The organism is Macrococcus sp. CoH-51_TC_04 (assembly GCF_058188655.1).
This window is the reverse complement of the sequence record NZ_JBVGOY010000001.1, coordinates 114,246-141,235: the sequence shown is the minus strand read 5'-3', so window position 1 is coordinate 141,235 and position 26,990 is coordinate 114,246. Positions and strand designations below refer to the sequence as shown.

Here is a 26,990-nt window from a genome sequence, read left to right as displayed (position 1 = left end):
AGACAAATTTTGTGAGTCGTTTGAGTAGCTAACTAAAGTATAAATCAAGTCTTTAAAAATGCAAATCTTTATAAATATCCAAATATTTTAATTTACATAATTATTTTATATTCAAATGCGTGCGTTCATATCAGTTGCAACAGATCCAACTTAATTCACAACTTCAATATCTTTAACTACCTCCCCCTTTAAAGAAATCTATTACTTACAGAAATACGCAACAAGAAGCGGTACAACAAGCCCTTTCTTGCAGTTTTGATACAAACTCCCCCTGCTTCAGATTGTCATTTTATACGTGTTCTACAAGGGAAAAATGATTATGTTCTAAATACTACTTAAATATTAGAAATTCCACTTTGAATATATTTACATATTTTAAGACCGCTTCTAATCCCTTACTATGCAAGGACTTTCTAAAGACTGAAAAGTTGTAAAATTATTGAAATTTTAGTAAACTCACATTTTATCGTGTCGCTTAACCATTGGTATATCAACACTCTTACTTTCTGAATTAACCTATTTTCAGATTGTTTTCGCAAATTTCTATAACAAATAGTGCGTGTTCAACTGTTAAAATTTCTCTATTCTAATCCAAATCTCACAATAAAATCTACCTTTTAATATCTCAATTTCATAGCTTCAGATATATTCTTATTCACTCTATAAATCAATTACTAGCGACTTCTAAACTATCAAAATAGTAAATATCATAAATCAATACATGCTCTTGAACACACTCTAAACGTTAAATAAATATATCGTGTGAAGTTCTGCTTTGTTGAAGCATGATAGATATGTCTGTCTACTGCTTATCAACTCTTTATAGCTTCATAGATTACTTATATCTAACGTTATTAATCATCTAATGTTTTATTACAATTCATTGCTATGTGCTTTCTATTGCTTCAATAACATAATGATTTGACCACGATAGTAACGTGTTCAGCTTTTCCTCCACTCTATACATTATATAGACTCTTTTCATCTTCATTTTATACATTCAACATTTAATCATCTTTGTTCCTGCATCGTTCACATTATTTATAATCTGATAAGTTTTGTATCTCTATCGTTGAAAAACTACATTACATTCGGTTTATTCAACTCTTTCACCTCGGTGTCACTTAGGACTATAGAGATTTATGAGTTACCAAGATGCTAGGAACCAATGGTTATATACACTACTACATATCTTCATTGGCTCCCAACATTTTATCCATAAAATTTATACGCTTGAAGTAAATCGTTTTTTGCAAACGTTTTGACGGATATTATCTTTATAAAAGGTATCTCTCTATAAGTATATGCGATTAACAATCGTTTTTTACGGATATTTTCTCGAATTTATCCATTTAGCTCACTTAGTTTATCTAATGCTTTACCACCAACTCTTGTTAACTCACAATGTTTTATACCAATATGAGTTATTTTATTAGGTACTCCAGATTCAACAACTTCAAACTTACCTTCCACTAAATGATTTTTCCTAATAGAGTCTGTAATTACTTTTAGTTCACTGTTTTCAATTTCAAATTTATTAGGATTGATTACACCTTTCTCACCTTTAAAAATCTCTAATAATATTTCTAATAATACTTGATCGTTCTTACTTAAAGTCATACCTTACATCTCCTTTAGTTATATTGCTTATTATAAATTACCATAATTTTCTGTTAATAGATATATATTGTTTTCTGACCTGACAGGAATAATGTTCCGTTCAGCTTTTCGTCTTCGTCAATACTTCATACTCAGCTTATAGCTAGCTTGTAATGAGTAGAACTCACATTTGAGGTGTACTACCTCATAAGAAAACATACTCTGAAATACTTTGCTGCAGTTGTAAGGTGTACACATTATAGATACCAAATGTATTCATAATACATTCGGGTTTTTCTTCTACAGAACGCAATTTTGGATTTTGAGTGTTATCTGCTTTGACTTACTAAGATTTTAAATCGTATTAGTTATGACAGATTGCCATATTGGGAATGTGCTTTAAAAACGTAATGATCTAGCACACTGTTTTACTCTTTTTACACGATAGATTTATGCAATCTCACGACTTCTTTTATTTCTGAATGTTATCTACTTACTTTGTATTGTCGTCTGCTGAAGCACGTTTATTCTGTATGGATTAGCTTTATTTGTAATTATATGTGATTATTTATTATTAGTTATTCTATAAGATATGCATGAGTTGATACTAAATTAAATAAGACACCGAAATTAATCAGTGTCTATCATATCTAATAAAAATCTTCTGTTATAATACCTTTTAGCAATTCCCCTTTTAATGTAATTGTCTGTTCTTCTTCACTAAATCTCAATAGTGCAACGTAAATGTAATAACTTTATTATTGTTCGTCTGTATCTTCTCCCTAAAATTCAACTCTAGTTATTTTAATCTTTTGCTTCTAGCTCTATGGTACTTTTTTTGTTTGCCTAGAACTTGATCTAATGGGCTATAATCTTCTTGTTGTAACGTCATTAAGTTTTCTGAAACATGAGCGTATATTTCAGTAGTTGCTAACTTCTTATGTCCTAGTATCTTTTGTAGTACTCTGATGTTCCCACCATTTTCAAGAAACAACATTGAAGCGGTATGCCTAAACATATGAGGTGTGATATTTGTTTTTAAATTGTATTCTTTGCAATACTTTTTTAGTTGATTTCTAAAGGCTTGGTTAGTGAATTTACCTCCATCAACTGCTAAAAATACGAAATCGTTATTATAATCTTTCATTTCGTCAATCAATTCTACTAATAATTTTTTGGTCTTTAAGCTGAACATCACATATCTACCTTCGTTATTCTTTGTATTCGGAAAATAAATAGAACGTTTGTCAAAATCAATATCTGAGATTTTTATATTTAACACTTCATCAATTCTACCGAATGTATCTAGAAATACATGTATAGCAGTAAACATTCTGAAATCTGTATAGTAGCTTGTATCTAATGAATTTAATAACTTATTTATGTCTTCTGGTGGTATCGTTTTTATACGTTCGTTTTGTTTTTTTAAGCATTTAATAGCTTTAAAAGGGTTACTCTCAATATAGTTTAATTCCACTAACGTCTGATATATTGATTTACACAACTTTATATATGTGTTAATTGTACTTGCTTTAAGTCCCCTAATTTCATTTTTATGATGTAGTTTATCTTTATAGTGTACATGTTCATTTTTTAAATACCTAATATATTCCCTAGCTTGCTTTTCAGTTATTTTGAACGGATCATCAATATCATCAAAGAAAATACTTAAAGAAGTAAATACTTTATTGTAATTAATGATAGTTGCTCTAGATAAGTTCTGTAGTTCTTTATCTTCAAGAACAATAGATTTAATTTTTTCGAAATCCCCTGCCTTCTCAATTTTTCTCAACCTTCTTGAATTTAATCTTTTAGACACAAAAAAACACCTCACTAATAATTAAATAATTTTAATTAAATAGTAAAGTGTTTTTAATTTGTAGCTTACAATATCATACTTCTTTCAACTATTGAGAAGTTGCAATCTCGCATTGTAAATTTTCCTGATATTTCGTTGAAAGTGTAATTTGAAAAGTTTAGTCTTCTCTTCTTTCAACTCTCAGAAATAGCTTTATTAGACGCGTTTAATTTCTTCCATGACAAAGGCCTCAAAGATGTCGCCTTCTTTGATGTCATTGAAGTTTTCAATCGTGATACCGCACTCATATCCTTGTGCCACTTCACGTACATCGTCTTTAAAACGTTTTAATGCATCAACCTGACCTTCGTAAACGACGATACCATCACGAATGATACGTACTTGTGAATCACGCGTAATCTTACCGTCAGTCACATAACTTCCGGCTACTGTACCGACTTTAGAAATACTGATTGTTTGACGAACTTCCGCCTGACCGATCACTTTTTCTTCAAACTCAGGGTCTAACATCCCTTTCATCGCGCTTTCGATTTCTTCGATTACTTTATAGATGATGCGGTGTAAACGCATGTCTACACCTTCAGCTTCTGCCGCACGTTTCGCATTAACATCAGGGCGGACGTTGAAACCAATGATAATACCGTTAGATGCAGACGCTAAAGTAACATCAGATTCATTAATTGCACCCACTGCTGTATGGATAATACGTACGTTAACACCTTCAACATCAATTTTCATAAGTGATGCTGCCAGCGCTTCAACTGAACCTTGTACATCACCTTTGATGATAACGTTTAAGTCTTTCATCTCACCTTGTTTCATCTGTTCAAATAAGTTATCAAGAGAAACTTTTTGAGATTCCTGACGCTGCGCTAAAATATTCTGCTGCTGACGTGCTTCACCAATACGACGCGCTTTCTTCTCATCTTTAAATACAACAAAACGATCTCCAGCTAAAGGTACATCTTGAAGTCCAGTAATTTCTACTGGTAAAGATGGTCCAGCTGTCTTGATACGTTTGCCAAGATCGTTGACCATTGCACGGACACGACCGAACGTATTACCAACAACAATAGAGTCTCCGATTTCAAGCGTACCATCTTGAACAAGTAAAGATGCAGCTGGTCCACGAGATTTGTCTAATTCCGCTTCAATTACAGTTCCGATCGCTGTACGTTTCGGATTTGCCTTTAATTCTTCAACTTCAGTTACAAGCTGAATCATTTCTAGTAAATCATCGATTCCGTCACCTTTAATTGCGGAGATTTGAACGAAGATAGTATCGCCGCCCCAATCTTCAGGATATAATCCGTGCTCACCAAGTTCCTGCATTACACGGTCTGGATTAGCAGTTGGCTTATCAATTTTGTTTACAGCAACGATGATTGGTACTTCTGCTGCTTTCGCATGGTTAATGGCTTCAACCGTTTGTGGCATTACGCCATCATCAGCTGCTACTACTAATATTGTGATATCTGTTACTTGCGCCCCACGTGCACGCATAGTCGTAAACGCAGCATGTCCTGGTGTATCAAGGAATGTAATAGGCTTATCATTATATTCAATTTGATATGCACCGATATGCTGTGTGATTCCTCCTGCTTCTCCTGCAGTAACACGTGTATTACGGATGGAATCAAGTAATGTTGTTTTACCATGGTCAACGTGTCCCATAATTGTAACAACAGGCGGACGTTCCATAATATCCTCTTCATTAGCATCTACATCTTCAAAATATGTTTCTAGGTCTGTTGCATCGACAACAACTTCTAGTTCAGCTTCTACGCCATACTCATCACAAATAAGTTCGATTGCTTCTTGATTTAAAGATTGGTTGATATTAGCCATAATACCAACCATAAATAAATTTTTAACGATTTCAGAAGCATCTTTACCTAGTTTTTCAGCCAGCTCTCCTACTGTAATGCCTTCTTCATACGTAATTTTAGATGGTGTTTCTTTTACAACAGGTACTTCTTGTTTTGGTTCAGGTTTTTGTTTACCTTTGCCTTTACCTTTTTTGTTTTTAGATGGACCGCCCGTACCTGGTTTATTATGACTTCCAGGACGATGGTTTGGATTACGTTTTTGATTATTATTTTGAGGCTTCTTCTGATCGCTTTGCTTTTTCTGTTCTTCTTTTTTAGGCTGTTCTTTTTTAGGTTCTTCTTTTTTTGATTCAGCTTTTTGCTCAGGTTTCACTTCTGCTTTAGCATCAGATTTCTTGAAGATTTTATCTAATGCACTGATTTCTTTTGCTTCGATTACCTGCATATGACTCGATGCTTCAATATTCATTTTCTTTAATGCATCGATAATATCTTTACTTTTTAAGCTGACTTCTTTTGCGTATTCATATATTCTCTTTTTACTCATAGCTTCTCTCCTCATTGATGTCTCGAATCAAAGCTTTCATTGACTTCGCAAATCCAGCATCCAGAACGCCAATTGTTACACGTTCATCTTTACCAAGTGCATAGCCTAGTTCATACCTTGTACATACTTGTTCTAGAGCGACTTGATAGGACTGGCATTTGTTCGAAACATTTTTCATAGTATTGTTTGATGCGTCTGTAGAAATGATGACGAGCTTAGCACGTTTACTTCGTACATCATTTAATACAAGCTCTTCTCCAGTAGATAATTTTCTTGCACGCATCGCAAGACCTAGCAGGTTTAATAACTTATCTTTAGATGTCATCGTTTTGGAATCATCTCTCTATAGATGAGTCGAATAATTTCATCATATACTGGATTCATCACCGTTTCATCGGTCTCGAAATAATGTTCTAATTTCTTTTTTTCACGTGCTTTATTTACGATATCTAAATCCATCGAAACATATGCACCACGCCCATTTTGCTTACCGGTCGCATCTGCAAATATTTCGCCTTCTTTATTTTTAACGACACGAATCAGTTCTTTCTTAGGTTTCATTTCATTAGAAAGAATACATTTTCTCATGGGTATTTTACGCTGCTTCATTAAACCCCCCCTATTCTGCCGGGTAAATGCCCGCTTCTTTAGCATCTGTCTCAGATTTAATATCAATCTTCCAACCCGTTAGCTTGGCAGCAAGACGTGCATTCTGACCTTTCTTACCAATAGCGAGCGACAACTGATAATCCGGAACAATTACTGTTGTTGACTGATTCGCTTCATCTACCAATACATCGACAACTTGAGATGGACTTAATGCGTTCTTAACGAAAGTCTTTGTATCTGCACTCCATTCAACAATGTCAATTTTTTCTCCACCGAGTTCTTCCACAACCGCTTCAACACGAGCACCTTTCGCACCGACACATGCTCCCACAGCATCGATATCAGGATTATCGGAATAGACGCTGATCTTTGAGCGATCTCCTGCTTCACGGGCTACAGATTTCACCACTACCGTGCCATCAAAAATTTCAGGAACTTCTTGTTCGAATAAACGTTTTAATAATCCTGGATGACTACGTGACACAAAGATTTGAGGTCCTTTAGTCGTCTGCTCAACTTTGTTGACATAGACTTTAATACGTTCTGTCGGACGATAAACTTCATTCGGACTTCTTTCTGCTTCAGATAAAACAGCCTCTGTCTTACCTAAAGTCACATAGACATAACGGTGATCCACACGGTCGATGATACCAGTCATAATATCATCTTCCTTATCGATAAACTCATTATATAATATACCACGTTCTGCATCTCTTAATCTTTGTAGTACAGCTTGCTTTGCAGCTTGTGCTGAAACACGTCCAAAATCTTTTGGTGTAACATCTTCTTCATATATATCGCCGATTTCATATGCGGGGTTCGACAATAATGCTGTTTCAAGACTTACTTCATCTCTTGGATTCATTACTTCTTCAACTACGTCTTTACGTGAATATACTCGGTATGCTCCATTGTCCATATTCAGTTCAACGCGTACATTGTTGGCCGAATTATAGTTTTTCTTATAAGCAGTGATCAAAGCTGCTTCAATCGTTTCTATTAATACGTCTCTTGGAATCGATTTTTCTTTCTCAAGAAAATCAATCGCATTTAATAATTCATTGTTTTTCATAACTGCCTCCTATAGAATGACTGCAAGACGAATCTTAGCAATACGCTTACGGTCAATTTCAATCACTTTTGTTCTCGTTTTAATCTTTGCTGACAATGTTATCGTATCTTTTGAGACTTCTTTTAATTCACCGATCCATTCTTTATCCCCTTCAACAGGTTCATAAAGTTTTACATAGACATGCTTACCAATTGCGTTCTCGTAATCCTTTTCCTTTTTGAGCGGACGTTCTGCACCTGGAGATGAAACATCTAGGAAATAAGCTTCTGTAATCGGGTCTTCTTTATCCATCACTTCACTGATTTTTTCACTTGCCAGTGCACAGTCACTAATATCGATACCACCTAGTTTGTCTATGGCGATACGTAGATAGTAATCCGGACCTTCTTTCACATATTCCACATCTACAAGTTCAAACCCTAAAGATTCAACTACCGGCTGACATATCGCTTCAACGCGTTCTGTAACTTTACTCATATAATCCTCCTAACATAAACGTAAGAAAAGAGCGGGGATTCCCACTCTTTTCGCTAGTAGAGTATTTTCTTTAACAATTAAATCATAACATAAAGTTGTGCATTCATCAAACAATTACAAGTCAAAAATTGAGAGCTGTGCCTTATCAGGCATACCAGAAAGACTTCCGAGTTCATCTAGATAATCAATGATCTTTTGAGAAACGCCTGCTTTTTTATTCAGCTCTTCTTTTGACAAGAATGGTCCTTCGTCTCTCGCTGCTACAATGCGTTTCGCAACGTTCTCACCTAGACCCGGAACAGAGATAAAGGGCGGAATTAATGTGTCATCTTCAATGATGAATTCAAAGGCTGTACTTTTTTCCAGTGAAATCGGCTGAACCTTAAAGCCACGCTGCGCCATTTCATTAGTAATTTCAAGCACTGTGAGTACATCTTTCTCTTTCTTACCGAGGTCATGAAAACGACTATAGTAATCTTTCACTGTTGCTTTAATCGTATGCTTGTCTTTCGTCATCGTCAATAAATCAAAGTCACTCGCACGAACAGTAAAGTAACTTGCATAATAATATAACGGATGATGCACTTTAAAGTATGCGATACGTACTGCCATGAGTACATATGCCGCTGCATGGGCTTTCGGGAACATATATTTAATCTTTTTGCATGAATCTAAATACCATTCAGGCACCTTATTCTCGCGCATTGCAGCTTCAAATTCTTCAGATAGTCCCTTACCCTTACGCACAGATTCCATAATCTTAAATGCAAGTGATGGTTCTAAGCCGGCATACATTAAATACACCATAATATCATCACGACATCCGATAACAGAACTTAAATCACATGTCCCGCTCTTTATAAGTTCTTGAGCATTGCCAAGCCATACATCTGTCCCATGAGATAATCCAGAAATCTGCACGAGCTCACTGAATGATGAAGGCTTTGTATCTTCAAGCATTTGACGCACGAAGCCAGTACCAAACTCTGGCACACCTAGGGTTCCAGTCTTACATAATATATCCTCTTCAGTGACACCTAAGGATTCAGGGCTCGAGAATATTTTCATCGTTTCTTTATCATCGACAGGAATTGTCTTAGGATCCATACCTGATAAATCCTGTAGCATACGAATCATCGTAGGATCATCGTGTCCGAGTATATCTAACTTCAATAAATTATCATGTATAGAATGGAAATCAAAATGAGTCGTTTTCCATGCACTGGACTGATCATCTGCAGGATATTGAATCGGTGTAAAATCATAGATGTCCATATAGTCTGGCACAACGATAATACCGCCAGGATGCTGTCCTGTCGTACGTTTGACACCCGTACATGACTTTACAAGCCTATCAATTTCAGCACCACGTTTATGCGCACCTGAATCATTCATATAGCCTTTCACATAACCAAATGCCGTCTTCTCTGCAACCGTACCAATCGTACCTGCCCGGAACACTTTATCTTCTCCAAATAGTACTTTTGTATAGTTATGCGCAATTGGCTGATATTCTCCGCTAAAGTTTAAGTCAATATCTGGAACTTTATCGCCTTTAAATCCTAAGAACGTTTCAAATGGAATATCCTGCCCTTCTTTAATGTATGGCACATTACATGATGGACATGATTTATCGGGTAAGTCAAAACCACTCGCAACGCTTCCATCTTCAAAGAAGTGACTTGATTTACATTTCGGACAAATATAATGCGGAGGTAATGGATTGACTTCAGTGATTTCAGTCATTGTCGCTACAAAACTTGATCCAACCGAACCACGACTCCCTACCAGGTAGCCATCGTCCAGACTTTTCTTCACGAGCTTCTGAGAAATTAAATATATAACGGCAAATCCATTACCTATTATACTATCCAGTTCCTTCTCTAATCTGGCAACAACAATTTCAGGAAGTTCTTCCCCGTATATACTACGTGCACGTGCATAGCTCATCTCTCGAATTTCTTCATTTGCACCGTCGATATTCGGTGTAAACAGTTTATCCTGAATAGGAATAACCGTCTCTATACGATCAGCAAGTTCATTTGTGTTTTTAATGACGATTTCATAAGCTTTCTCTTCTCCTAGGAAATGGAAGGCATCTAACATTTCATCGGTCGTTCTAAAATGTGCATCTGGTAATGTCTGCCTATTCAACGGATTACCCGGATTTGATGCAATCAAGATTTCACGTGCAATCTTATCGTGTTCATTTAAGTAGTGGACATTACCTGTGGCTAGAACTGGAATATCTAGTTTTTCACCAACATCGAGGATACGCTTATAGATTTCTTCCATCGTTTCATTATCACGGATTAAGTCTTTATCTAAAAGATGCTGATATAGTGCTTTTGGCTGTACTTCAAGATAATCATAGTAGCGCGCAATTTTCTCAACTTCTTCTTGATCCTTCTGCATCACCGCCGTAAACACTTCACCGTTATCACACGCACTTCCGACCAGTATACCTTCACGATATTTATTTAAAAGTGAGCGCGGGATTCTTGGTGTTCTATAGAAGTATTCCACCATAGAATCACTTACGATTTTGAAAAGATTCTTTAATCCTTTTTGATTCTGGACGATTAATGTTACGTGCATCGGTCGCGCACGTTTATAAGCATCCTTATTTGAGAGCTTCAGGTCAATCTCCTTGTGATTCGTAACACCAAGCGCTTCCATCTGTTTTAACATCTTCACAAAGATATGCGCAGTCGTTTCAGCATCATAGATGGCTCTATGGTGCTGTGTTAATTCTACACCATACTTCTTGGCAAGAAAGTTAAGGCCATGTTTGCCCATTTCAGTATTGATCGTTCTTGAAAGTTCTAACGTATCGATGACACCATTTTCCGTTGTTCCATATCCTAGACGGTCGAAACCAGTATCGATAAATCCCATATCAAAGCTTGCATTATGCGCCACGTAGATTGCATCCCCTACAAAATCTTTAAAATCCTTCAATACAGATTCGATTGGCGGTGCATCTATAAGCATATCATCAGTAATTCCAGTCAAGTTCTTAATCGTTTCATTCAGACGTTCTCCGGGATTGCTAAAGCGCTCAAACTTATCGATGATTTCTCCGTCTTTCACTTTAACTGCCGCAAGTTCAATAATTTTATCATATTGTGAGCTTAAACCTGTTGTCTCTACGTCAAAGACAACGTAGGTCGCATCTTTCAGTGGTATATCTTGTGGTTTGTAACTGATGTTCACACCCTCATCGACAAGCATCCCTTCTATACCATAGATCATCTTAATGCCCGCTGCACTTGCTGCAGCATGTGCATCCGGAAATGCCTGACAGCCGTTATGATCAGTTACCGCGATTGCTTTGTGGCCCCATTTTGCAGCTTGAGCAACATATTTTCCGATATGCGTAATACCATCCATCTGGCTCATCGCACTATGCAGATGGAATTCAACACGTTTGTCCTGTGCTTTATCTTGCTTTTCAGGTTTTTTGATGGCCTCGATATCATCCATCATCATGACCAAATCTCGTACAAAGGTGTCCATTTCAATACGACCTTGTACACGCACCCAGTCACCAATTTTCAATGACTCAAAATGCTCTAAGTCGTTTTTACCTTTGCGTGTGAACATCTTAACGATTAAAGAATCTGTGTAATCTGTTATTTTAAGCTGCACGATATGTCGTCCGCTTTTTAGTGCTTTAATATCGATATCGAAGACTACACCTTCAAGTGCAACTTTATATTCTTCTTCGATAATGGATTCGATACGTTTAACATTTTCAATTTGTATCGGCTTCCCAATCTGACAACGTGTCACTTCAGGGCCATCATCTTCTTTACGCTGTTTTTCTCGTTCGATCATCTTTTCTCTTAATATTTTACTATGATTTTCTTCTTCTTCCTGTATATACGCTTCTAAAGATGCCAGCTCTTCTTGTTCAGCATTGTCTGACACTTCAAATACACAACGTGAGACATTAAAACCTACGTCTTTAAAGGCTTTAAGAAGCGCGCCATTACAGTTCTTTTCAAAGTGAACTTTCTCGATATCATTCGTCACATTGAATTTTAATATATCACCGCTGAATGTAAACGCTTTACTATTTAACTGATGCTTTAAACTTGGACTCATATTCGTCTGGCTAATCGCATAAGGAATATATGCGCAGAGTTTCTCTGTATCAAGAGCATCCAATACTTCTATTTCAAATGTCACTGTTGCAATATGTTCAAAATGTTCTTTAATCTTAGATTTAAGCAGAGCAAATAATTCATATGGCAGGTGCGTTTGAAATTTAAAGTACATATGCCATCTACGGTCATTCTTATAAACATCAATCTTAGTGAGTTCTGCTTCATCGAGATCAGGTATTGTAAATAAATCTTCAATCTGCAGCTGCTTTAACAATACTTTAAATTTTTCGTTATTATTTATTGTCACGTTTTTTACCACCTTCAAAATGAAAAAGTAACACGCAGGTGCGTATTACTTTTATTATTCATTATATCAAATTATGATTCAAAAGATGCATAAATTGATTGAATCGTTTCTTGTAAGTCATCTATATGGACTTCAACAGCGTCCCCAGTACGACGGTTCTTAACCTCGACAATACCGTCGGCTGCTTGTTTCCCAACCACCACACGAACCGGTATTCCGATTAAATCTGCATCATTAAATTTCACACCCGCACGTTCTGCTCGGTCATCATACAGTACTTCATACTGCGTGCGATATGCAGCATAGAGCTGGTCTGCAAGGTTTTTTTGGGCTTCCTGCTTAGGATTCACACTGATGATATGCACTTCATATGGGGTAATAGCAGTTGGCCATATAATACCTTTGTCATCATTATGCTGCTCGATTACTGCTGATAATGTACGTGAAACGCCTATTCCGTAACATCCCATTATCATAGGCTCTGCTCGGCCTTGATCGTTTAAGAAAGTCGCATTCATGCTCTCACTATATTTTGTACCGAGTTTAAATACTTGTCCGATTTCAATACCTTCAGCAAATTTAACTGGACCACTACCATCTGCAGCTGGTTCACCTTCTAAAATAAATCGGAAATCACCATATGCTTTCACGTTAAAGTCACGATCGGCATTCGCATTCACATAATGATAGTCATCTTCATTTGCACCGACTGCTAAATTATTTAGATCCTGTACACTGTTATCTGCATAGATATCAATCTTATTAACTCCTACTGGGCCTAATGAACCTGGACTCGCATTTAAGATTGAACGAATATCATCATCTGTTGCCATCTCTACATGTTCAGTTCCAAAGAATGATTTTACCTTAATATCATTTAATTCATGATGTCCACGAATTAAGAACATTACAAACTGGTCATCGACTTTAACAATCATTGATTTCACAATTTCATCTAAGTCACGCTTTAAGAAATCTGCTAACTGCTGCGCTGTTTTTACACCAAGCGTATGTACTTTTTCTAATGCTTTCTCTTCTGTATGTTTCTTATTTGGATGGTATACGACTTCTGCTTTTTCGATATTTGCTGCATAATCACTGCCATCTGTATAACAAATCGTATCTTCACCAATTTCCGCTAACGCCATAAATTCATGCGTGTGGCTGCCACCAATTGCACCACTATCTGCGATAACTGGACGGAACTGCAGATTAAGTCGTGTAAAGATCTTGGAATATGCATCATACATGTCTTGATATGTCTCATCAAGTGATGCTTCTGTCGCATGGAAGCTATATGCATCCTTCATAATAAATTCACGGCCACGTAACAATCCGAATCTAGGACGCTTTTCATCACGGAACTTGTTTTGAATCTGGAATAACGTTACCGGTAACTTCTTATAAGACTTTAATTCATCACGCACTAGTGATGTAATAATTTCTTCATGCGTCGGTCCAAGCGCAAATTCACGACCATGACGGTCTGTCATACGCATAAGCTCTGCGCCGTAACTTTGCCAGCGACCAGATTCGCTCCAAAGCTCTGAAGGCTGTAAGGCAGGCATTAGTATTTCGACACCATCAATCGCTTCCATCTCTTCACGTACGATAGCCTCAATCTTGTTCAATACACGTTTCGCAATCGGTAAGTAGCTGTATACACCACTTGCGACTTGTTTGATCATCCCTGCTTTAAGCAGTAGCTGGTGACTTTTGCTATCTGCATCGCTTGGAACTTCTCTTAATGTTGGAATAAACATCTTACTCTGTTTCATAGCTGCCTCCTAAAATCTATAATACATATATCATATAATAAAATAATCATTAATCAAACAAAAAATAAACAGCGCAGTGCTGTTTATTTTAAGAAATATCTTGAAATATCGTTCCACGTCACCATTATCATCACAAAGAACATAAATATTACCCCTGCTCCGACGATAATCATCTCTACACGTTTATTCACAGGACGTCTGAATATAGCCTCATACAGAACAAACAATATACGTCCGCCGTCTAAAGCAGGAACAGGTATCAAATTCATAATCCCGATGTTTATAGAAAGCATTGCTGCTAAATTAAGCAGTGGGATAAGTCCTTGCTGCGCAACAGTATCTGTAAATTTATAGATACCTACAGGTCCATTTAACATATTAAATGAAAAACTCCCTGTAAATATAGAAGTAAACAGTTCGATAAGTAATGTAAAAATCAGCGTTGCATAGCGCATCGTTTCATTAAAGCCATTTATAAATGGGTCTGTGAGTGAAAACTGTCTTTCTGGTAAGAAACCGATCTGATAAGTCGTTTCTTTCTTTGTTTTAGAAATCTGAGTGACAATCTTTTTAGGTTTCAGTTCTATCTTTTCAGCACGGTCTCCACGTTCAACGGTTACGCTTAACGGATTACCCTCATTATTCGCAAGGTAAGATTTTATTTCGCCAAATGTACTTACCTTCTCATCATTGAGCTGTACTATTCTATCACCAGCCTTCAGTCCTGCACTCATTGCAGGAGAATCTTCAGCTACTTCTTTCACAGCATTTGTAGGAGAACCTATCATAAATGCAATGATAATACATAGTACAAGTGTCAACAGAAAATTAAAGAATGGTCCTGCAAATAATGTTAAGAACTTTGGCAATGGTTTCTTCGTTCTGAACTGTCTGCTCGGAGGAGCAATCTGAATCAAGTCTCCTTCACGGACAAAATATGACTGTTCTGCAATACGAAGATGCTCTTGCTGCTGCGTATATTGATTGATACCTTCAATAAACATTGCATCATCCATATCACTATCAACGACTTCAATTTGTTCAATTTGCTGGAATTGATGCTGCTCATCAAGCAGAATATGCGTCACTTCGCCATTAGGATTCCTCTTAATATTAACATTCATCCCTGCTTTTAGCGGATTTTCTTCCATGCCGCTTCCAGCCATCATCACATACCCACCAACTGGCAGCATACGAATCGTGTACAGCGTTTCATTCTTCTTGTAAGAGAAGAGCTTCGGTCCCATACCGATTGCAAACTCCGGACACATAATACCTGCACGTTTTGCGAAGATTAAATGTCCAAGTTCATGCACGGTAACGATTAATCCGAAGACTAATATAAAGGCTAATAATCCTAACATCGCTACACCTCATACTTTCTTGACTTATACTGTGCATCAATTTCAAGAATGGTTTCAAGATCTGGACTTTGTATCACATCATGTGCATTCATTTCACGTTCAATAATTGTCTCAATATCTAAAAAGTCAATCTCTTCATCTAAAAACTGCTGCACGACAACTTCGTTGACTGCATTCATTACGACTGGCATCGTGCCACCAATCCTGATTGCATCATATGCAAGTTTCAGACATCGATATCTATCAAAATCCATCGCCTTAAAGTCCAGCTGACCAACTTCAGCAAGATTTAGTCGTTCTGCTTTACGTGCGAGACGATCCGGATAACTAAATGCATAAAGAATCGGCATACGCATATCCGGTGTCCCAAGCTGGGCAATCACACTTGTATCATTGAACTCTACCATTGAGTGTATGATACTTTGCTTATGTAACAGAGTTTCAATTTTATCGATTGGCATATCAAACAGCCATCTTGCTTCAATGACTTCAAGTCCTTTATTCATCATTGTCGCAGAATCAATTGTAATCTTCTGACCCATCGACCAGTTCGGGTGTTTCAGTGCATCCTGTACAGTAACATCTTTCAGTGCCGCGCGAGATAAATCTCTAAATGAACCTCCACTCGCTGTAATAATCAGTTTCTCAATATGTTTATGATTTTCACCATTTAAACACTGAAAGATTGCAGAATGCTCTGAGTCTACAGGTATTATATTCACATTATTTTCACGGGCGAGCTGCATAATAATTTCACCTGCAACAACAAGCGTCTCTTTATTGGCAAGCGCAATATCGATGCCGTGTTTAATCGCATGAACAGTAGGCTTTAATCCGACACTCCCCATAATTGAATTTAAGAGCATATCATTTTTGTGATATGCAGCTATTTCCATCAATCCGTCATTACCATATACGACTTTAATAGCCGTTGATCTAATCATATCTACATCTTCTTTATTTTGTACACAGCAGATGTCCGGTCTAAATTCTTCAATAATTTCATTTGCCAGATCAATATTTTTACCAACCGAAAAACTCACAAGCTTGTAAGCATGCGGATATTGTCTAATTATATCTAATCCTTGTGTACCAACTGATCCGCTGGCACCTAATATTCCTATGTTTTTCATTGTTTCACCTTTTTTACGTTTAATAGCTTTATTCTATCATAAATCTTGCAATCATAATAAGCATTCAAATACATTTATCACATGAAAAAATAACCCTGTTCACGATTTAGCAAAACATGAACTGGGTTATTATGTATAAAATAATGCTGTGATTGTTTATTTGAAACTAATCAATAATATATTCATCAAAGGCAGTACAAAGATAAAAGAATCAAAGCGATCGAGTATTCCGCCATGTCCAGGCAACAGATTACCTGAATCTTTAACATCAAAGTGACGTTTTAGCGCACTTTCCACTAAATCACCGAGCTGCCCGAACATACTGAATAACCAAGTTAAAAGAATCAGTGGCAGGATCGATAGCGGCATATCATAATTGATACTGAATATAATTGCTATTATAGTAGAACTTAGAATACCTCCTACAAAGCCTTCTATCGTTTTATTGGGACTGATTTCTGGCCACAGCTTATTCTTGCCAAATAAACGTCCAAATATGTATGCACCTGTATCTGTTACCCATACGATAAGTAAAGCGAATAAAATATAAATCAGACCGTTGTTACGCGTTTCATAGAAATACATAAACCCAATCCCAATATATGCAACTGCAAGCATACAAAATGCAGCATCCACGAAATTGAATCTATTCTTACTCATCACTGTATAGCTCAGCATAATTAAACTCATTAATATTAAAAAAGGAACCTGATAATCGAGCGCAACAAGCTTACTTTTTTCTGGTAACATAATTAAACATATTGCGACTACACTAATAATACCGGGTAATGAATAAAGCTTAATATTCTTCATATTCAACACTTCTTTTAGCGCTACAATCGCAAGTAAGTATGCCATAATTAATAGTGGCAGCTTACCATATACAACCACGGGCAAAAAGATTGCCATTGCGATTATCGCAGTAATCGTTCTTGTTTTCATGATTTACTCCTTATAATCCACCAAATCGTCTATGTCGATTCTGGTATATTGAAATACATTTATCTAAACTTTGTTCTGTGAAGTCCGGCCAGTATTCATCTACAAACACAAACTCACTATATGAACATTGCCAGATTAGAAAGTTACTTAAGCGCTCTTCACCAGATGTACGGATGAGAAGTTCTGGATCCGGCATATTTTTAGTAAATAAAAATTCATTAAACTGAGACTCATTGATTTCATCTAATGAAAGCTCTCCAGATTTATATTGTTCTGCAATTAACTGTACCGCAGAGATGATTTCTTTTCTGCCACCATAATTTAATGCAAATACTAACTTTAACCCTGTATTATCCTTTGTTCTTTCTTTCGCCTCTAGTACAGCCTTCTTTGTGTGTTCTGGCAGATCATCAATAAATCCAATCGTTTCCACCTTTACGTTCTTTGCAATCAATTCCGGAAGAAAGGTATTTAAGAAATCTCCTGGTAACTTCATTAAATAATTTACTTCATCTTTAGGTCGTGACCAGTTTTCGGTAGAAAATGCATACAATGTTAAATATTCTACTCCGAGATCACTTGCATGTCCTGTTATCTTCTTTACTGTCTGCATGCCTTCGTAGTGCCCTTTAATGCGCGGCATCTTCTTAGCTTTCGCCCATCTCCCATTACCATCCATTATAATAGCAATGTGTTTCGGAATATGCGCTTTACTCATTTGAATATTTTCTGTCACTTTCCTTTTCTTAAATGGGAACATAGCCGCCTCCGTAATTCAACTTATTCATATATTTTAACATAAGATATATGTATATTCATGAAAATTACAAAAAAAGGTCGAGCCAAAAATGATTTGGCTCGCCATTTATTCAAACTATAATTTATTTTATTACAGGTACCCTATACTTCTAAAATATCTTTTTCTTTAGACGCAGTTAATTCGTCAATCTTTTTAATAAATTTATCAGTTTCAGCTTGAACATCATCAGAAAATGATTTTAAATCATCTTCAGTAATGTCTCCAGCTTTTTCAGCTTTTTTAAGTGCATCGTTCGCATCACGACGGATGTTACGAATCGCAATTTTTGAATTCTCTGCTTCTTTCTTAGCTTCTTTAACGAGTTCTTTACGGCGTTCTTCTGTTAAAGCTGGTATTGTAATACGGATTACATTCCCGTCTGAAGTCGGGTTAACACCAAGGTTTGCCATATTAATTGCCTTTAAAATATCATCAATTGATGTTTTATCATATGGCGTAACTAAAAGCATTCTTGGTTCAGGAACTGATATACTTGCTAATTGCTGAACTGGCGTTTCAGCACCGTAATAAACTACAGATACACGATCTAACAGATTAGCATTTGCATGGCCCGCACGAATCGCAGCAAAGTCACGCTGTAAGCTCTCGATACTCTTTTCCATCTTTGATTTTAATTCATTCATAATTTCAGTTGTCATTCTTTTTCTCCTTTGATTCTATATTTTATTTTGTGATGGTAGTCCCTATCTCTTCACCCATAATTGCACGTTTAATATTACCATCTTCCATAATTGAGAATACCATGAGTGGAATATCATTGTCCATACAGAATGAGCTTGCTGTTGAATCCATTACTTGTAGACCTTCTTGTAACATTTCGATATATGTTAAGGTTTCATATTTCTTCGCATTTGGATCTAGTTTCGGATCAGCTGAATATACACCGTCTACGTTATTCTTACCCATCAGAATGACATCTGCTTCCATCTCGGCAGCACGTAATGCAGCTGTTGTATCTGTTGAGAAATAAGGATTTCCAATACCAGCAGCGAAGATGACAACACGACCTTTCTCAAGATGGCGTATCGCTCGACGTCGAATATAAGGTTCTGCAACTTGCTTCATTTCAATAGAAGTTAGCACACGCGTGTCACAATCCAATTGTTCTAAAGAGTCCTGTAATGCTAATGAATTCATTACCGTAGCAAGCATCCCCATGTAGTCAGCAGTACCGCGGTCCATACCTAGGTCACTTCCTGTTTTACCGCGCCATATGTTACCACCGCCTACGATTACAGCAATCTCACAATCCATCTTCGCTACTTCTGCCACTTGTTTCGCAACACTTTTAATCACAAACGGATTAATGCCAAAGCCTGTTTCTCCAGCAAGCGCTTCTCCACTCAACTTTAATACGACACGTTTATATTTAGAAGTTTCAATCATTATTACCCGTCCTCTCAAAATATGTGTACTGTACACAAAACTATAGCCATTATATCAATAATCTTCTGTTAAATAAATCATTATATGTAGTTTTTCTAACCTTTTATGTATAAAAAAAGACACCGAAGTGTCTTTATCAGAACATTATTTACCCATTTGCCCCATTACTTCATCAGCAAAGTTATCTTGACGTTTCTCGATACCTTCTCCAACTTCATAACGTACGAATGATTTTAATGAACCACCTTTTGATTTTAAGAATTCAGCAACAGTTTGATCTGGATTTTTAACGAATGGCTGATCAACCACACAAATTTCTTCTAAATATTTACGTAGACGACCTTCTACCATTTTTTCAACGATATTTTCTGGTTTACCTTCATTTAATGCTTGTTGTTTTAAAATTTCTTTTTCGTGTTCTAATTCTTCAGCAGAAACTTGTTCACGAGAAACGAACTTCGGATTTAATGCAGCGATGTGCATTGCAACGTCTTTTGCAGCTTCAGCATCAGTTGAATTTTCAACTACTGCTAATACTCCAATACGTCCACCCATGTGTAAGTATTCACCAAATGCATCTGCATCTGTTTTTTCAGCTAATACGAAACGACGTAAAGTTAATTTCTCACCGATTGTAGAAATTGCTTCGTTCAATTTAGTTTCAACATTTTTACCTGCTTCGATTTCAGACGCCATTAATGCATCAAGATCAGCTGGTTTAGTTGCTAGAATGTGATCTGCCATTTCTTTAACTAATGCTTGGAAACCTTCATTACGTGCAACGAAGTCTGTTTCAGAGTTTAACTCTAATAAAACTGCAGTGTTGCCACTAGAAGCAACATAAGTTGTACCTTCAGCAGCGATACGGTCAGCTTTTTTAGCAGCTTTCGCAATTCCTTTTTCACGTAAGTAGTCAACTGCTGCGTCGATATCTCCGTTTGTTTCAGTTAATGCTTTTTTGCAGTCCATCATACCTGCGCCTGTTCTTTCACGTAATTGTTTAACTAATTGTGCTGTAATAGCCATGTATAATACCTCCAAAGATTTATGTTTACGGTTTTATTTTACTAAAATTTTAATTAAAACTAAAGCAAATGCTTTAGCTTTTAAAAAAAGTGATAAATGTTATACACTTATCACTTTTATTTCAATTAAGCTTCAGTTGTTTCTTCTGCTTTAACTTCTGCTTCTTCAGATAAATCAATATTTTGTTCAGCTGCAACTTCTTCGTTAGATACGCCTTGACGACCTTCTAAGATTGCATCAGCCATTTTACCAGTTAATAATTTAACGGCACGAATCGCATCATCGTTTGCAGGGATTACGTAATCGATTTCATCTGGATCACAGTTTGTATCTACGATACCAACGATTGGAATGTGTAATTTCTTAGCTTCTGCAATCGCGTTACGCTCTTTACGAGGGTCTACTACGAATAATGCTGAAGGCATAGATTTCATTTCACGAATTCCACCTAAGAATTTGATTAAACGATCATATTCTTTTTTAAGTTCAACTACTTCTTTTTTAGGAAGTACGTCAAAAGTACCGTCTTCTTCCATTTTTTCAATTTCTGAAATACGTTTTACACGTTTAGAAATTGTTTTGTAGTTCGTTAATGTTCCACCTAACCAACGTTCGTTGATGAAGAATTGACCTGCACGTTCCGCTTCTTCTTTGATTGCTTCTTGTGCTTGTTTTTTAGTACCTACGAATAATACAGTACCGCCTTCTTCAGAAATAGATTTTACGAAGTTGTATGCTTCTTCAACTTTCTTAACTGTTTTTTGAAGATCGATGATATAAATACCATTTCTTTCAGTGAAGATATATTTCTTCATTTTTGGATTCCAGCGACGTGTTTGGTGACCGAAGTGAACACCAGCTTCTAGCAATTGTTTCATTGAGATTACTGCCATTTTAATTTCCTCCTAATTGGTTTTATTCCGCCATTACAGGCAATTTCAGAAACAACAGATGTTGCACCGTCCGAAATACTTATCTGTAATGTGTGAATTTGGCTTTTTAGCCATAGATTAATATAACATAAATCAATATTACATTCAATAATAAAAATTAAAAGAAACATAAATTATCTCTTATAAGTTTGTATATTTATCACATTGATTAATGTGACGCAGATAGTTCCTCTAAGAAATGTTCTTTTTTAATTTTGATAAATGTACCTTTCATACCAAGCGATCGCGATTCAATAACTCCTGCGCTTTCAAGCTTACGGAGTGCATTAACGATAACCGAACGTGTGATTCCGACTCTATCTGCTACTTTAGAAGCAACAAGTAATCCTTCTGATGCCCCTAATTCTTCAAAGATATGTTCAATCGCTTCTTTCTCTGAATACGATAGTGAATTAATAGCCATATTAATTGCTGCTTTATCTCTCGCAAGCTTTTCAACATCAGCGTGCTTTTCACGCAGAATTTCCATACCTACTACAGTAGCTGCATATTCTCCTAGTACGAGATCCTCATCATCAAACGCTCTATCTACACGACCTAACACAAGCGTTCCAAGACGTGTACCGCCCCCTTTTATCGGGATAATAACCGTATTAGACTGAGCGAATAAGTCTGCATTTTCAGATGGGAACACAGAAAGGTCATTTTCTATTTGAATATTGCTCTTTGTCTCATCAATATTTAAAAGTAGCTCGACATACGCTTCTGGAAACTGACGTTCCTCAAGCATCTTGATGATGCGTTCGTTCTTAAGTAGTTCATTAACACCAAAACCTAATAATTTTCCGCGACGTGATAAGATGAACACATTAGATTGCATCGTTGAACCAAGATAATCTGCCATTTCTTTAAAATCAACTGCAATCCCTTTATGCTCCTGTAAAAGTTTGTTAATCTTTCTCGTTTTTTGTAATAATCCCATATTAAAAGGCACTCCTTTAAAGTATAAATTCACTTAAATTTTTATTTTTTGTAATATTTCCTAGTTTAGCATCGACATATTGCGCAGTAATATCTACATGTGCATTCGGCATTTCCGAAGCCTCAAACAGCAGATCCTCAAGCATCTTTTCTAAAATTGTATGTAGGCGTCTTGCACCAATATTATCTGTTTCCTGATTCACTTCATAGGACATTTCCGCAAGTCTGTCAATCGCTTCATCCGTAAACTGGATAGTAACATCTTCTGTCGCCAGCAAACTTTCATACTGTTTTAAAAGTGATAGTTTCGGTTCTTTTAGTATTCTTTTGAAATCATCTACTGAAAGCTTATCAAGTTCCACACGAATCGGGAATCTTCCTTGTAACTCTGGAATCAGGTCGCTCGGTTTGGACACATGGAAAGCCCCAGCACCTATGAATAGGATGTGTTCAGTATTAACAGCTCCATACTTCGTCTGAACTACACTACCTTCAACAATCGGTAATATATCACGCTGAACACCTTGTCTTGAAACATCCGGCCCTTGATTACCTCCGGCTATCTTATCTATTTCATCGATAAATACAATTCCTAACTGCTCAGTTAAGGCTACAGCTTCACTATGCATTGATTCTTCATCGATCAGCTTTGTTGCTTCTTCATCAATCAGAACGTCCCTTGCATCTGAAACCTTTAACGTACGTTCAACCTTCTTCTTTGGCATCATCTGACTGAACATATCCTGCATTTGATTGTTCTGCATATCCATACCGAACATATTCAGTCCTTTAAATTCTTGGTCTACTTTAATCTTGACAGTTTCATCTTCTAATTTTCCTGCTTTCAGCTGAACTTGAATATCTTTACGTTTTAATTTTACATGCTCATCTGGTGCATCTTCTTCTTCTTGGATAGTTTGATTGAACAGCATTTCAAATGGATTTCCAGCTTTATTTTCTTTTTTCTTCATCGCCGGAACGAGCAACTTAACAAGGCGTTCTTCTGCATTTCGTTTAGCTTCTTCTAGAACTTCCTGTTTTTTCTTCTCTTTAATTAACCTGACACCATTTTCTGTAAGATCCCTTATCATACTTTCAACATCGCGACCTACATAACCGACTTCTGTATATTTAGTTGCTTCTACTTTTACGAAAGGCGCACCAACTAGCTTTGCCATTCGTCTCGCTATCTCTGTTTTACCGACACCCGTTGGCCCAATCATCAATATGTTCTTAGGAATAACTTCCTTTTGAATCTCATCATCTAGTGCCATACGACGGTAACGATTTCTCAAGCTTACCGCCACTTTCCTCTTTGCATCCTGCTGACCGATAATATGTTCATCAAGATGACTAACGATTTGTCTTGGCGTTAAGTTCGCTGACTTCATGATTTGCCTCCTAAATTTCTTCAATAATAATATTATGATTTGTGAATACACATATATCAGCTGCTGTTTCTAAAGAAGCCTGTGCGATATCGCGTGCGCTCAATGTGCTTGCATGACGCTTTAATGCACGCCCCGCACTTAGCGCATAATTCCCACCTGAACCAATCGCAATAATATCATCATCAGGCTGGATCACTTCGCCTGTACCACTCACGACAAGCAGTTCATCTTTGTTCATAACAATCAGCATCGCTTCAAGTTGACGTAACATTTTGTCGCCACGCCATTCTTTGGCAAGCTCAACTGCTGCACGTGATAAATTACCATTATATTCATGAAGTTTTGCTTCAAACATTTCAAATAACGTAAATGCATCTGCAACACTGCCGGCAAATCCTGCCACGACTTCATCATTAAAAAGTCTTCTCACTTTTCTTGCAGTCTGTTTCATAATGACCTGTTGGCCGAGTGTCACTTGACCATCACCACTCATCGCCGCCCGACCATTATGTCTGATTGCAAAAATTGTCGTAGCATGTAATTGATTATTCATTCTTTCACTCCTTATGCTCTTGGATGTGCGTTTAAATATGAATTTCTTAAGTGCGCTTTCGTTATATGCGTATATTTGCTCGTTGTCGATAAATTGACATGGCCAAGCAATTCCTGAACAGTACGCAAATCTGCTCCATTATTCAATAAGTGTGTTGCGAATGTATGTCTTAATTTATGGGGATGGATATGTCCATCCGCACTGCTCCTCTTAATCAGCATATCAAGAATATATGTCAGTCCCCTAGCGGTGAGAGGACCACCCCGCTGATTGATCAGTAAATAGTCATGCGTTATCACCTTGCTGTTTCTAAAATCCAGATAATCCAGTAATGACTGATGTGCATAGGCACCATAAGGAATAATTCTTTCTTTACGCCCTTTCCCCATCACCTTTACTGTCATAAGTCCTAGATCGAATGCATCACTCTTCAGCTCAATAAACTCTGAAACACGCATACCTGTAGCATACAGCATCTCAAGTATGAATTTATCTCTTACTGCGAACGGTTTTGACATGTCGATACTATTAAACAATAAAGTCATCTCTTTTTCATAGAAGAATTCAGGCAGATACTTCTTTTGTTTCGGATGAACAAGTTGTACAAAGGGATTGCTTTCGTCTCCATCATATAAAAACCCATAAAAAGAGCGTAACGCAGAAATTCTTCTCGACACCGTCGTACGTTCAAGCCCTTTGTTATATTGACTCACGAGGTAATTTCTCGCATCACGATATTCAAAAGTTCTAAACTCTAACTGTTCGTGTTCTAAAAACGCAATAAACTGCAGTACATCATTTTTATAGGCGGTAACAGTATGGTCTGAAAAATTACGCTCATTCTTCAAGTAAGTTAAGAATCTTTGCAAATCATTAGTATCCATACAGTCCTCCTATTTATCTGAATTCTATCACAATTTAAAATTGACACACAACTAAAACACTATAAAGTAACTTTAAAATGCTCTAAAGAAGCTAATGCGCGTGCTGCGAGCGCTTCATATCGTTCTTTTTTATCTTTAATACGTTCATCTAAACTTGGCAAGAGTCCGAAATTGGCGTTCATCGGTTGAAAGTTCTTGCTGCTTGTATGCGTGATGTAATATGCCATTGAACCGATCACTGTATTTTCAGGGAATGTAATCACAGGCTTATTGTCAACATACTTCGCCATATTGATTCCTGCAACTAATCCACTTGCTGCACTTTCCACATAACCTTCTACACCTGTCATCTGTCCAGCCAGAAACAGACTGTCATTGCCTTTAAATTGATACGTCTGCTGTAGATTTGTCGGCGAATTGATAAACGTGTTGCGGTGCATAACACCATATCTGACAACTTCCACATTTTCAAGACCAGGAATCAGCTTTAATATTTCTTTTTGTGCGCCCCACTTCAAATGTGTCTGAAAACCTACAATATTATAAAGTGTTCCTGCTGCATCATCCTGACGTAACTGGACAACTGCATATGGACGTTCCCCAGTCTTAGGATCTTCTAGACCAACAGGCTTCATTGGTCCAAACAATAGTGTTTTACGCCCTCGCTTCGCCATCTCTTCAAACGGCATACAGCCCTCAAAGTAGATTTCTTTTTCAAATTCCTTTAATGGCACTACTTCTGCTTCAAGTAAAGCATCATAGAATGTATTGAACTCTTCTTCTGTCATCGGACAGTTCAAATATGCAGCCTCACCTTTATCATAACGCGACTTCAAATACACTTTATCCATATCGATTGAATCCTTTTCAATGATAGGTGCAGCCGCATCATAGAAGTAGAGATGATCTTGTCCTGTTAGCGCCTGAATTTGTTTTGATAAGCTTTCAGTAGTTAATGGGCCAGTCGCAATTATCGTCGGTCCATCTGGTATCTCCGTAATTTCTTCATTGATAACTTCAATATTTGCATGTTGCTTTAATGTATCTGTCACATATCCACTGAATTCATGTCTATCTACAGCTAGTGCTCCGCCGGCGGGTACGCTTGCGTTATCAGCAGCTTTGATGATTAACGAATCGAGTCTACGCATCTCTTCTTTAAGAACACCGACAGCATTCGTCAATGCATTGCCTCGTAATGAATTCGAGCAGACAAGTTCAGCAAATTTGTCTGTATGATGAGCTGGGGTCTGCTTTACCGGCCTCATTTCATATAGTTTAACTTTAATACCTCGTTTTGCTAATTGGTATGCCGCTTCACTACCCGCAAGCCCAGCGCCAATTATATTTACAGTTGTCATAGTATCTCCTCCTGAATATCCTTCATGATTGTATTACAATTTTGTAATGAAATAAACTATTATTATTAAAAACAGATTCATTTTTCACAAAAATCGAAAAAATAATA

The 26,990-nt window shown here is 36.8% G+C and carries 21 protein-coding genes and 2 pseudogenes; all 23 read right to left on the bottom strand.

From position 1 onward, the window contains the following. Positions 1-1,344 precede the first annotated feature (1,344 nt). A complete protein-coding gene (locus ACZ2V4_RS00655) occupies positions 1,345-1,620 on the bottom strand; it encodes a hypothetical protein (protein WP_133453414.1) in 276 nt (91 codons plus the stop codon). A 778-nt stretch (positions 1,621-2,398) separates the two neighbouring features. Next, positions 2,399-3,418 (bottom strand): tyrosine-type recombinase/integrase, encoded by a 1,020-nt coding sequence (locus ACZ2V4_RS00650; protein WP_490514362.1) that lies wholly within the window; start codon positions 3,416-3,418, stop codon positions 2,399-2,401. A gap of 195 nt (positions 3,419-3,613) precedes the next feature. Beyond that, positions 3,614-5,446, bottom strand: a pseudogene (gene infB / locus ACZ2V4_RS00645) (translation initiation factor IF-2); the annotation flags it as partial. 185 nt (positions 5,447-5,631) lie between these two features. Next, positions 5,632-5,794: pseudogene (locus tag ACZ2V4_RS00640) on the bottom strand (translation initiation factor IF-2 N-terminal domain-containing protein); the annotation flags it as partial. Continuing rightward, positions 5,787-6,119 carry a YlxQ family RNA-binding protein gene (locus ACZ2V4_RS00635; RefSeq protein ID WP_219494672.1) on the bottom strand — a complete coding sequence of 111 codons (333 nt, stop codon included), beginning with the start codon at positions 6,117-6,119 and terminating at the stop codon, positions 5,787-5,789. The pseudogene ACZ2V4_RS00640 and the gene ACZ2V4_RS00635, both read right to left, overlap by 8 nt. After that, positions 6,116-6,403, bottom strand: a complete 288-nt coding sequence (gene rnpM / locus ACZ2V4_RS00630; protein ID WP_219494671.1) for an RNase P modulator RnpM — start codon at positions 6,401-6,403, stop codon at positions 6,116-6,118. The genes ACZ2V4_RS00635 and rnpM overlap by 4 nt, the downstream gene beginning before the upstream one ends. Before the next feature lie 10 nt (positions 6,404-6,413). Further along, positions 6,414-7,475, bottom strand: coding sequence for a transcription termination factor NusA (gene nusA / locus ACZ2V4_RS00625; RefSeq protein WP_219494669.1), 1,062 nt, complete (start codon positions 7,473-7,475; stop codon positions 6,414-6,416). 9 nt (positions 7,476-7,484) lie between these two features. Continuing rightward, positions 7,485-7,952, bottom strand: a complete 468-nt coding sequence (gene rimP, locus ACZ2V4_RS00620; RefSeq protein WP_219494667.1) for a ribosome maturation factor RimP — start codon at positions 7,950-7,952, stop codon at positions 7,485-7,487. Positions 7,953-8,066: 114 nt separating this feature from the next. Then, positions 8,067-12,371, bottom strand: coding sequence for a PolC-type DNA polymerase III (locus tag ACZ2V4_RS00615; RefSeq protein ID WP_490514361.1), 4,305 nt, complete (start codon positions 12,369-12,371; stop codon positions 8,067-8,069). Positions 12,372-12,442: 71 nt separating this feature from the next. Further along, entirely contained in the window at positions 12,443-14,149 is a 1,707-nt protein-coding gene (locus tag ACZ2V4_RS00610; RefSeq protein WP_490514360.1) for a proline--tRNA ligase, read from the bottom strand. Between the two features lie 83 nt (positions 14,150-14,232). Next, positions 14,233-15,513: an RIP metalloprotease RseP gene (gene rseP, locus ACZ2V4_RS00605; protein WP_219494664.1), complete on the bottom strand. Its 1,281-nt coding sequence runs from the start codon at positions 15,511-15,513 to the stop codon at positions 14,233-14,235. Positions 15,514-15,515: 2 nt separating this feature from the next. After that, entirely contained in the window at positions 15,516-16,646 is a 1,131-nt protein-coding gene (locus ACZ2V4_RS00600) for a 1-deoxy-D-xylulose-5-phosphate reductoisomerase (RefSeq protein WP_420494370.1), read from the bottom strand. A 156-nt stretch (positions 16,647-16,802) separates the two neighbouring features. Beyond that, positions 16,803-17,588 carry a phosphatidate cytidylyltransferase gene (locus ACZ2V4_RS00595; protein WP_099483165.1) on the bottom strand — a complete coding sequence of 262 codons (786 nt, stop codon included), beginning with the start codon at positions 17,586-17,588 and terminating at the stop codon, positions 16,803-16,805. Between the two features lie 10 nt (positions 17,589-17,598). Next, positions 17,599-18,348, bottom strand: a complete 750-nt coding sequence (gene uppS, locus ACZ2V4_RS00590) for an undecaprenyl pyrophosphate synthase (RefSeq protein ID WP_283721623.1) — start codon at positions 18,346-18,348, stop codon at positions 17,599-17,601. A 140-nt stretch (positions 18,349-18,488) separates the two neighbouring features. Then, entirely contained in the window at positions 18,489-19,046 is a 558-nt protein-coding gene (gene frr, locus ACZ2V4_RS00585) for a ribosome recycling factor (protein WP_420494369.1), read from the bottom strand. Positions 19,047-19,071: 25 nt separating this feature from the next. Continuing rightward, a complete protein-coding gene (pyrH, locus tag ACZ2V4_RS00580; RefSeq protein WP_420494368.1) occupies positions 19,072-19,794 on the bottom strand; it encodes a UMP kinase in 723 nt (240 codons plus the stop codon). Between the two features lie 144 nt (positions 19,795-19,938). Further along, entirely contained in the window at positions 19,939-20,820 is an 882-nt protein-coding gene (gene tsf, locus ACZ2V4_RS00575; protein ID WP_219494655.1) for a translation elongation factor Ts, read from the bottom strand. A 125-nt stretch (positions 20,821-20,945) separates the two neighbouring features. Then, a complete protein-coding gene (rpsB, locus tag ACZ2V4_RS00570) occupies positions 20,946-21,713 on the bottom strand; it encodes a 30S ribosomal protein S2 (RefSeq protein WP_086038570.1) in 768 nt (255 codons plus the stop codon). 208 nt (positions 21,714-21,921) lie between these two features. After that, a complete protein-coding gene (gene codY / locus ACZ2V4_RS00565) occupies positions 21,922-22,695 on the bottom strand; it encodes a GTP-sensing pleiotropic transcriptional regulator CodY (protein ID WP_420494367.1) in 774 nt (257 codons plus the stop codon). A gap of 16 nt (positions 22,696-22,711) precedes the next feature. Then, positions 22,712-24,085 (bottom strand): ATP-dependent protease ATPase subunit HslU, encoded by a 1,374-nt coding sequence (gene hslU / locus ACZ2V4_RS00560; RefSeq protein ID WP_219494650.1) that lies wholly within the window; start codon positions 24,083-24,085, stop codon positions 22,712-22,714. A gap of 10 nt (positions 24,086-24,095) precedes the next feature. After that, positions 24,096-24,638, bottom strand: a complete 543-nt coding sequence (hslV, locus tag ACZ2V4_RS00555; RefSeq protein ID WP_413475302.1) for an ATP-dependent protease subunit HslV — start codon at positions 24,636-24,638, stop codon at positions 24,096-24,098. 11 nt (positions 24,639-24,649) lie between these two features. Next, positions 24,650-25,522 (bottom strand): tyrosine recombinase XerC, encoded by an 873-nt coding sequence (locus tag ACZ2V4_RS00550; RefSeq protein ID WP_413475303.1) that lies wholly within the window; start codon positions 25,520-25,522, stop codon positions 24,650-24,652. A gap of 59 nt (positions 25,523-25,581) precedes the next feature. Next, on the bottom strand, positions 25,582-26,883 hold the full coding sequence (gene trmFO / locus ACZ2V4_RS00545; protein WP_490514359.1) for an FADH(2)-oxidizing methylenetetrahydrofolate--tRNA-(uracil(54)-C(5))-methyltransferase TrmFO: 1,302 nt from the start codon (positions 26,881-26,883) through the stop codon (positions 25,582-25,584). Between the last annotated feature and the right edge of the window lie 107 nt (positions 26,884-26,990).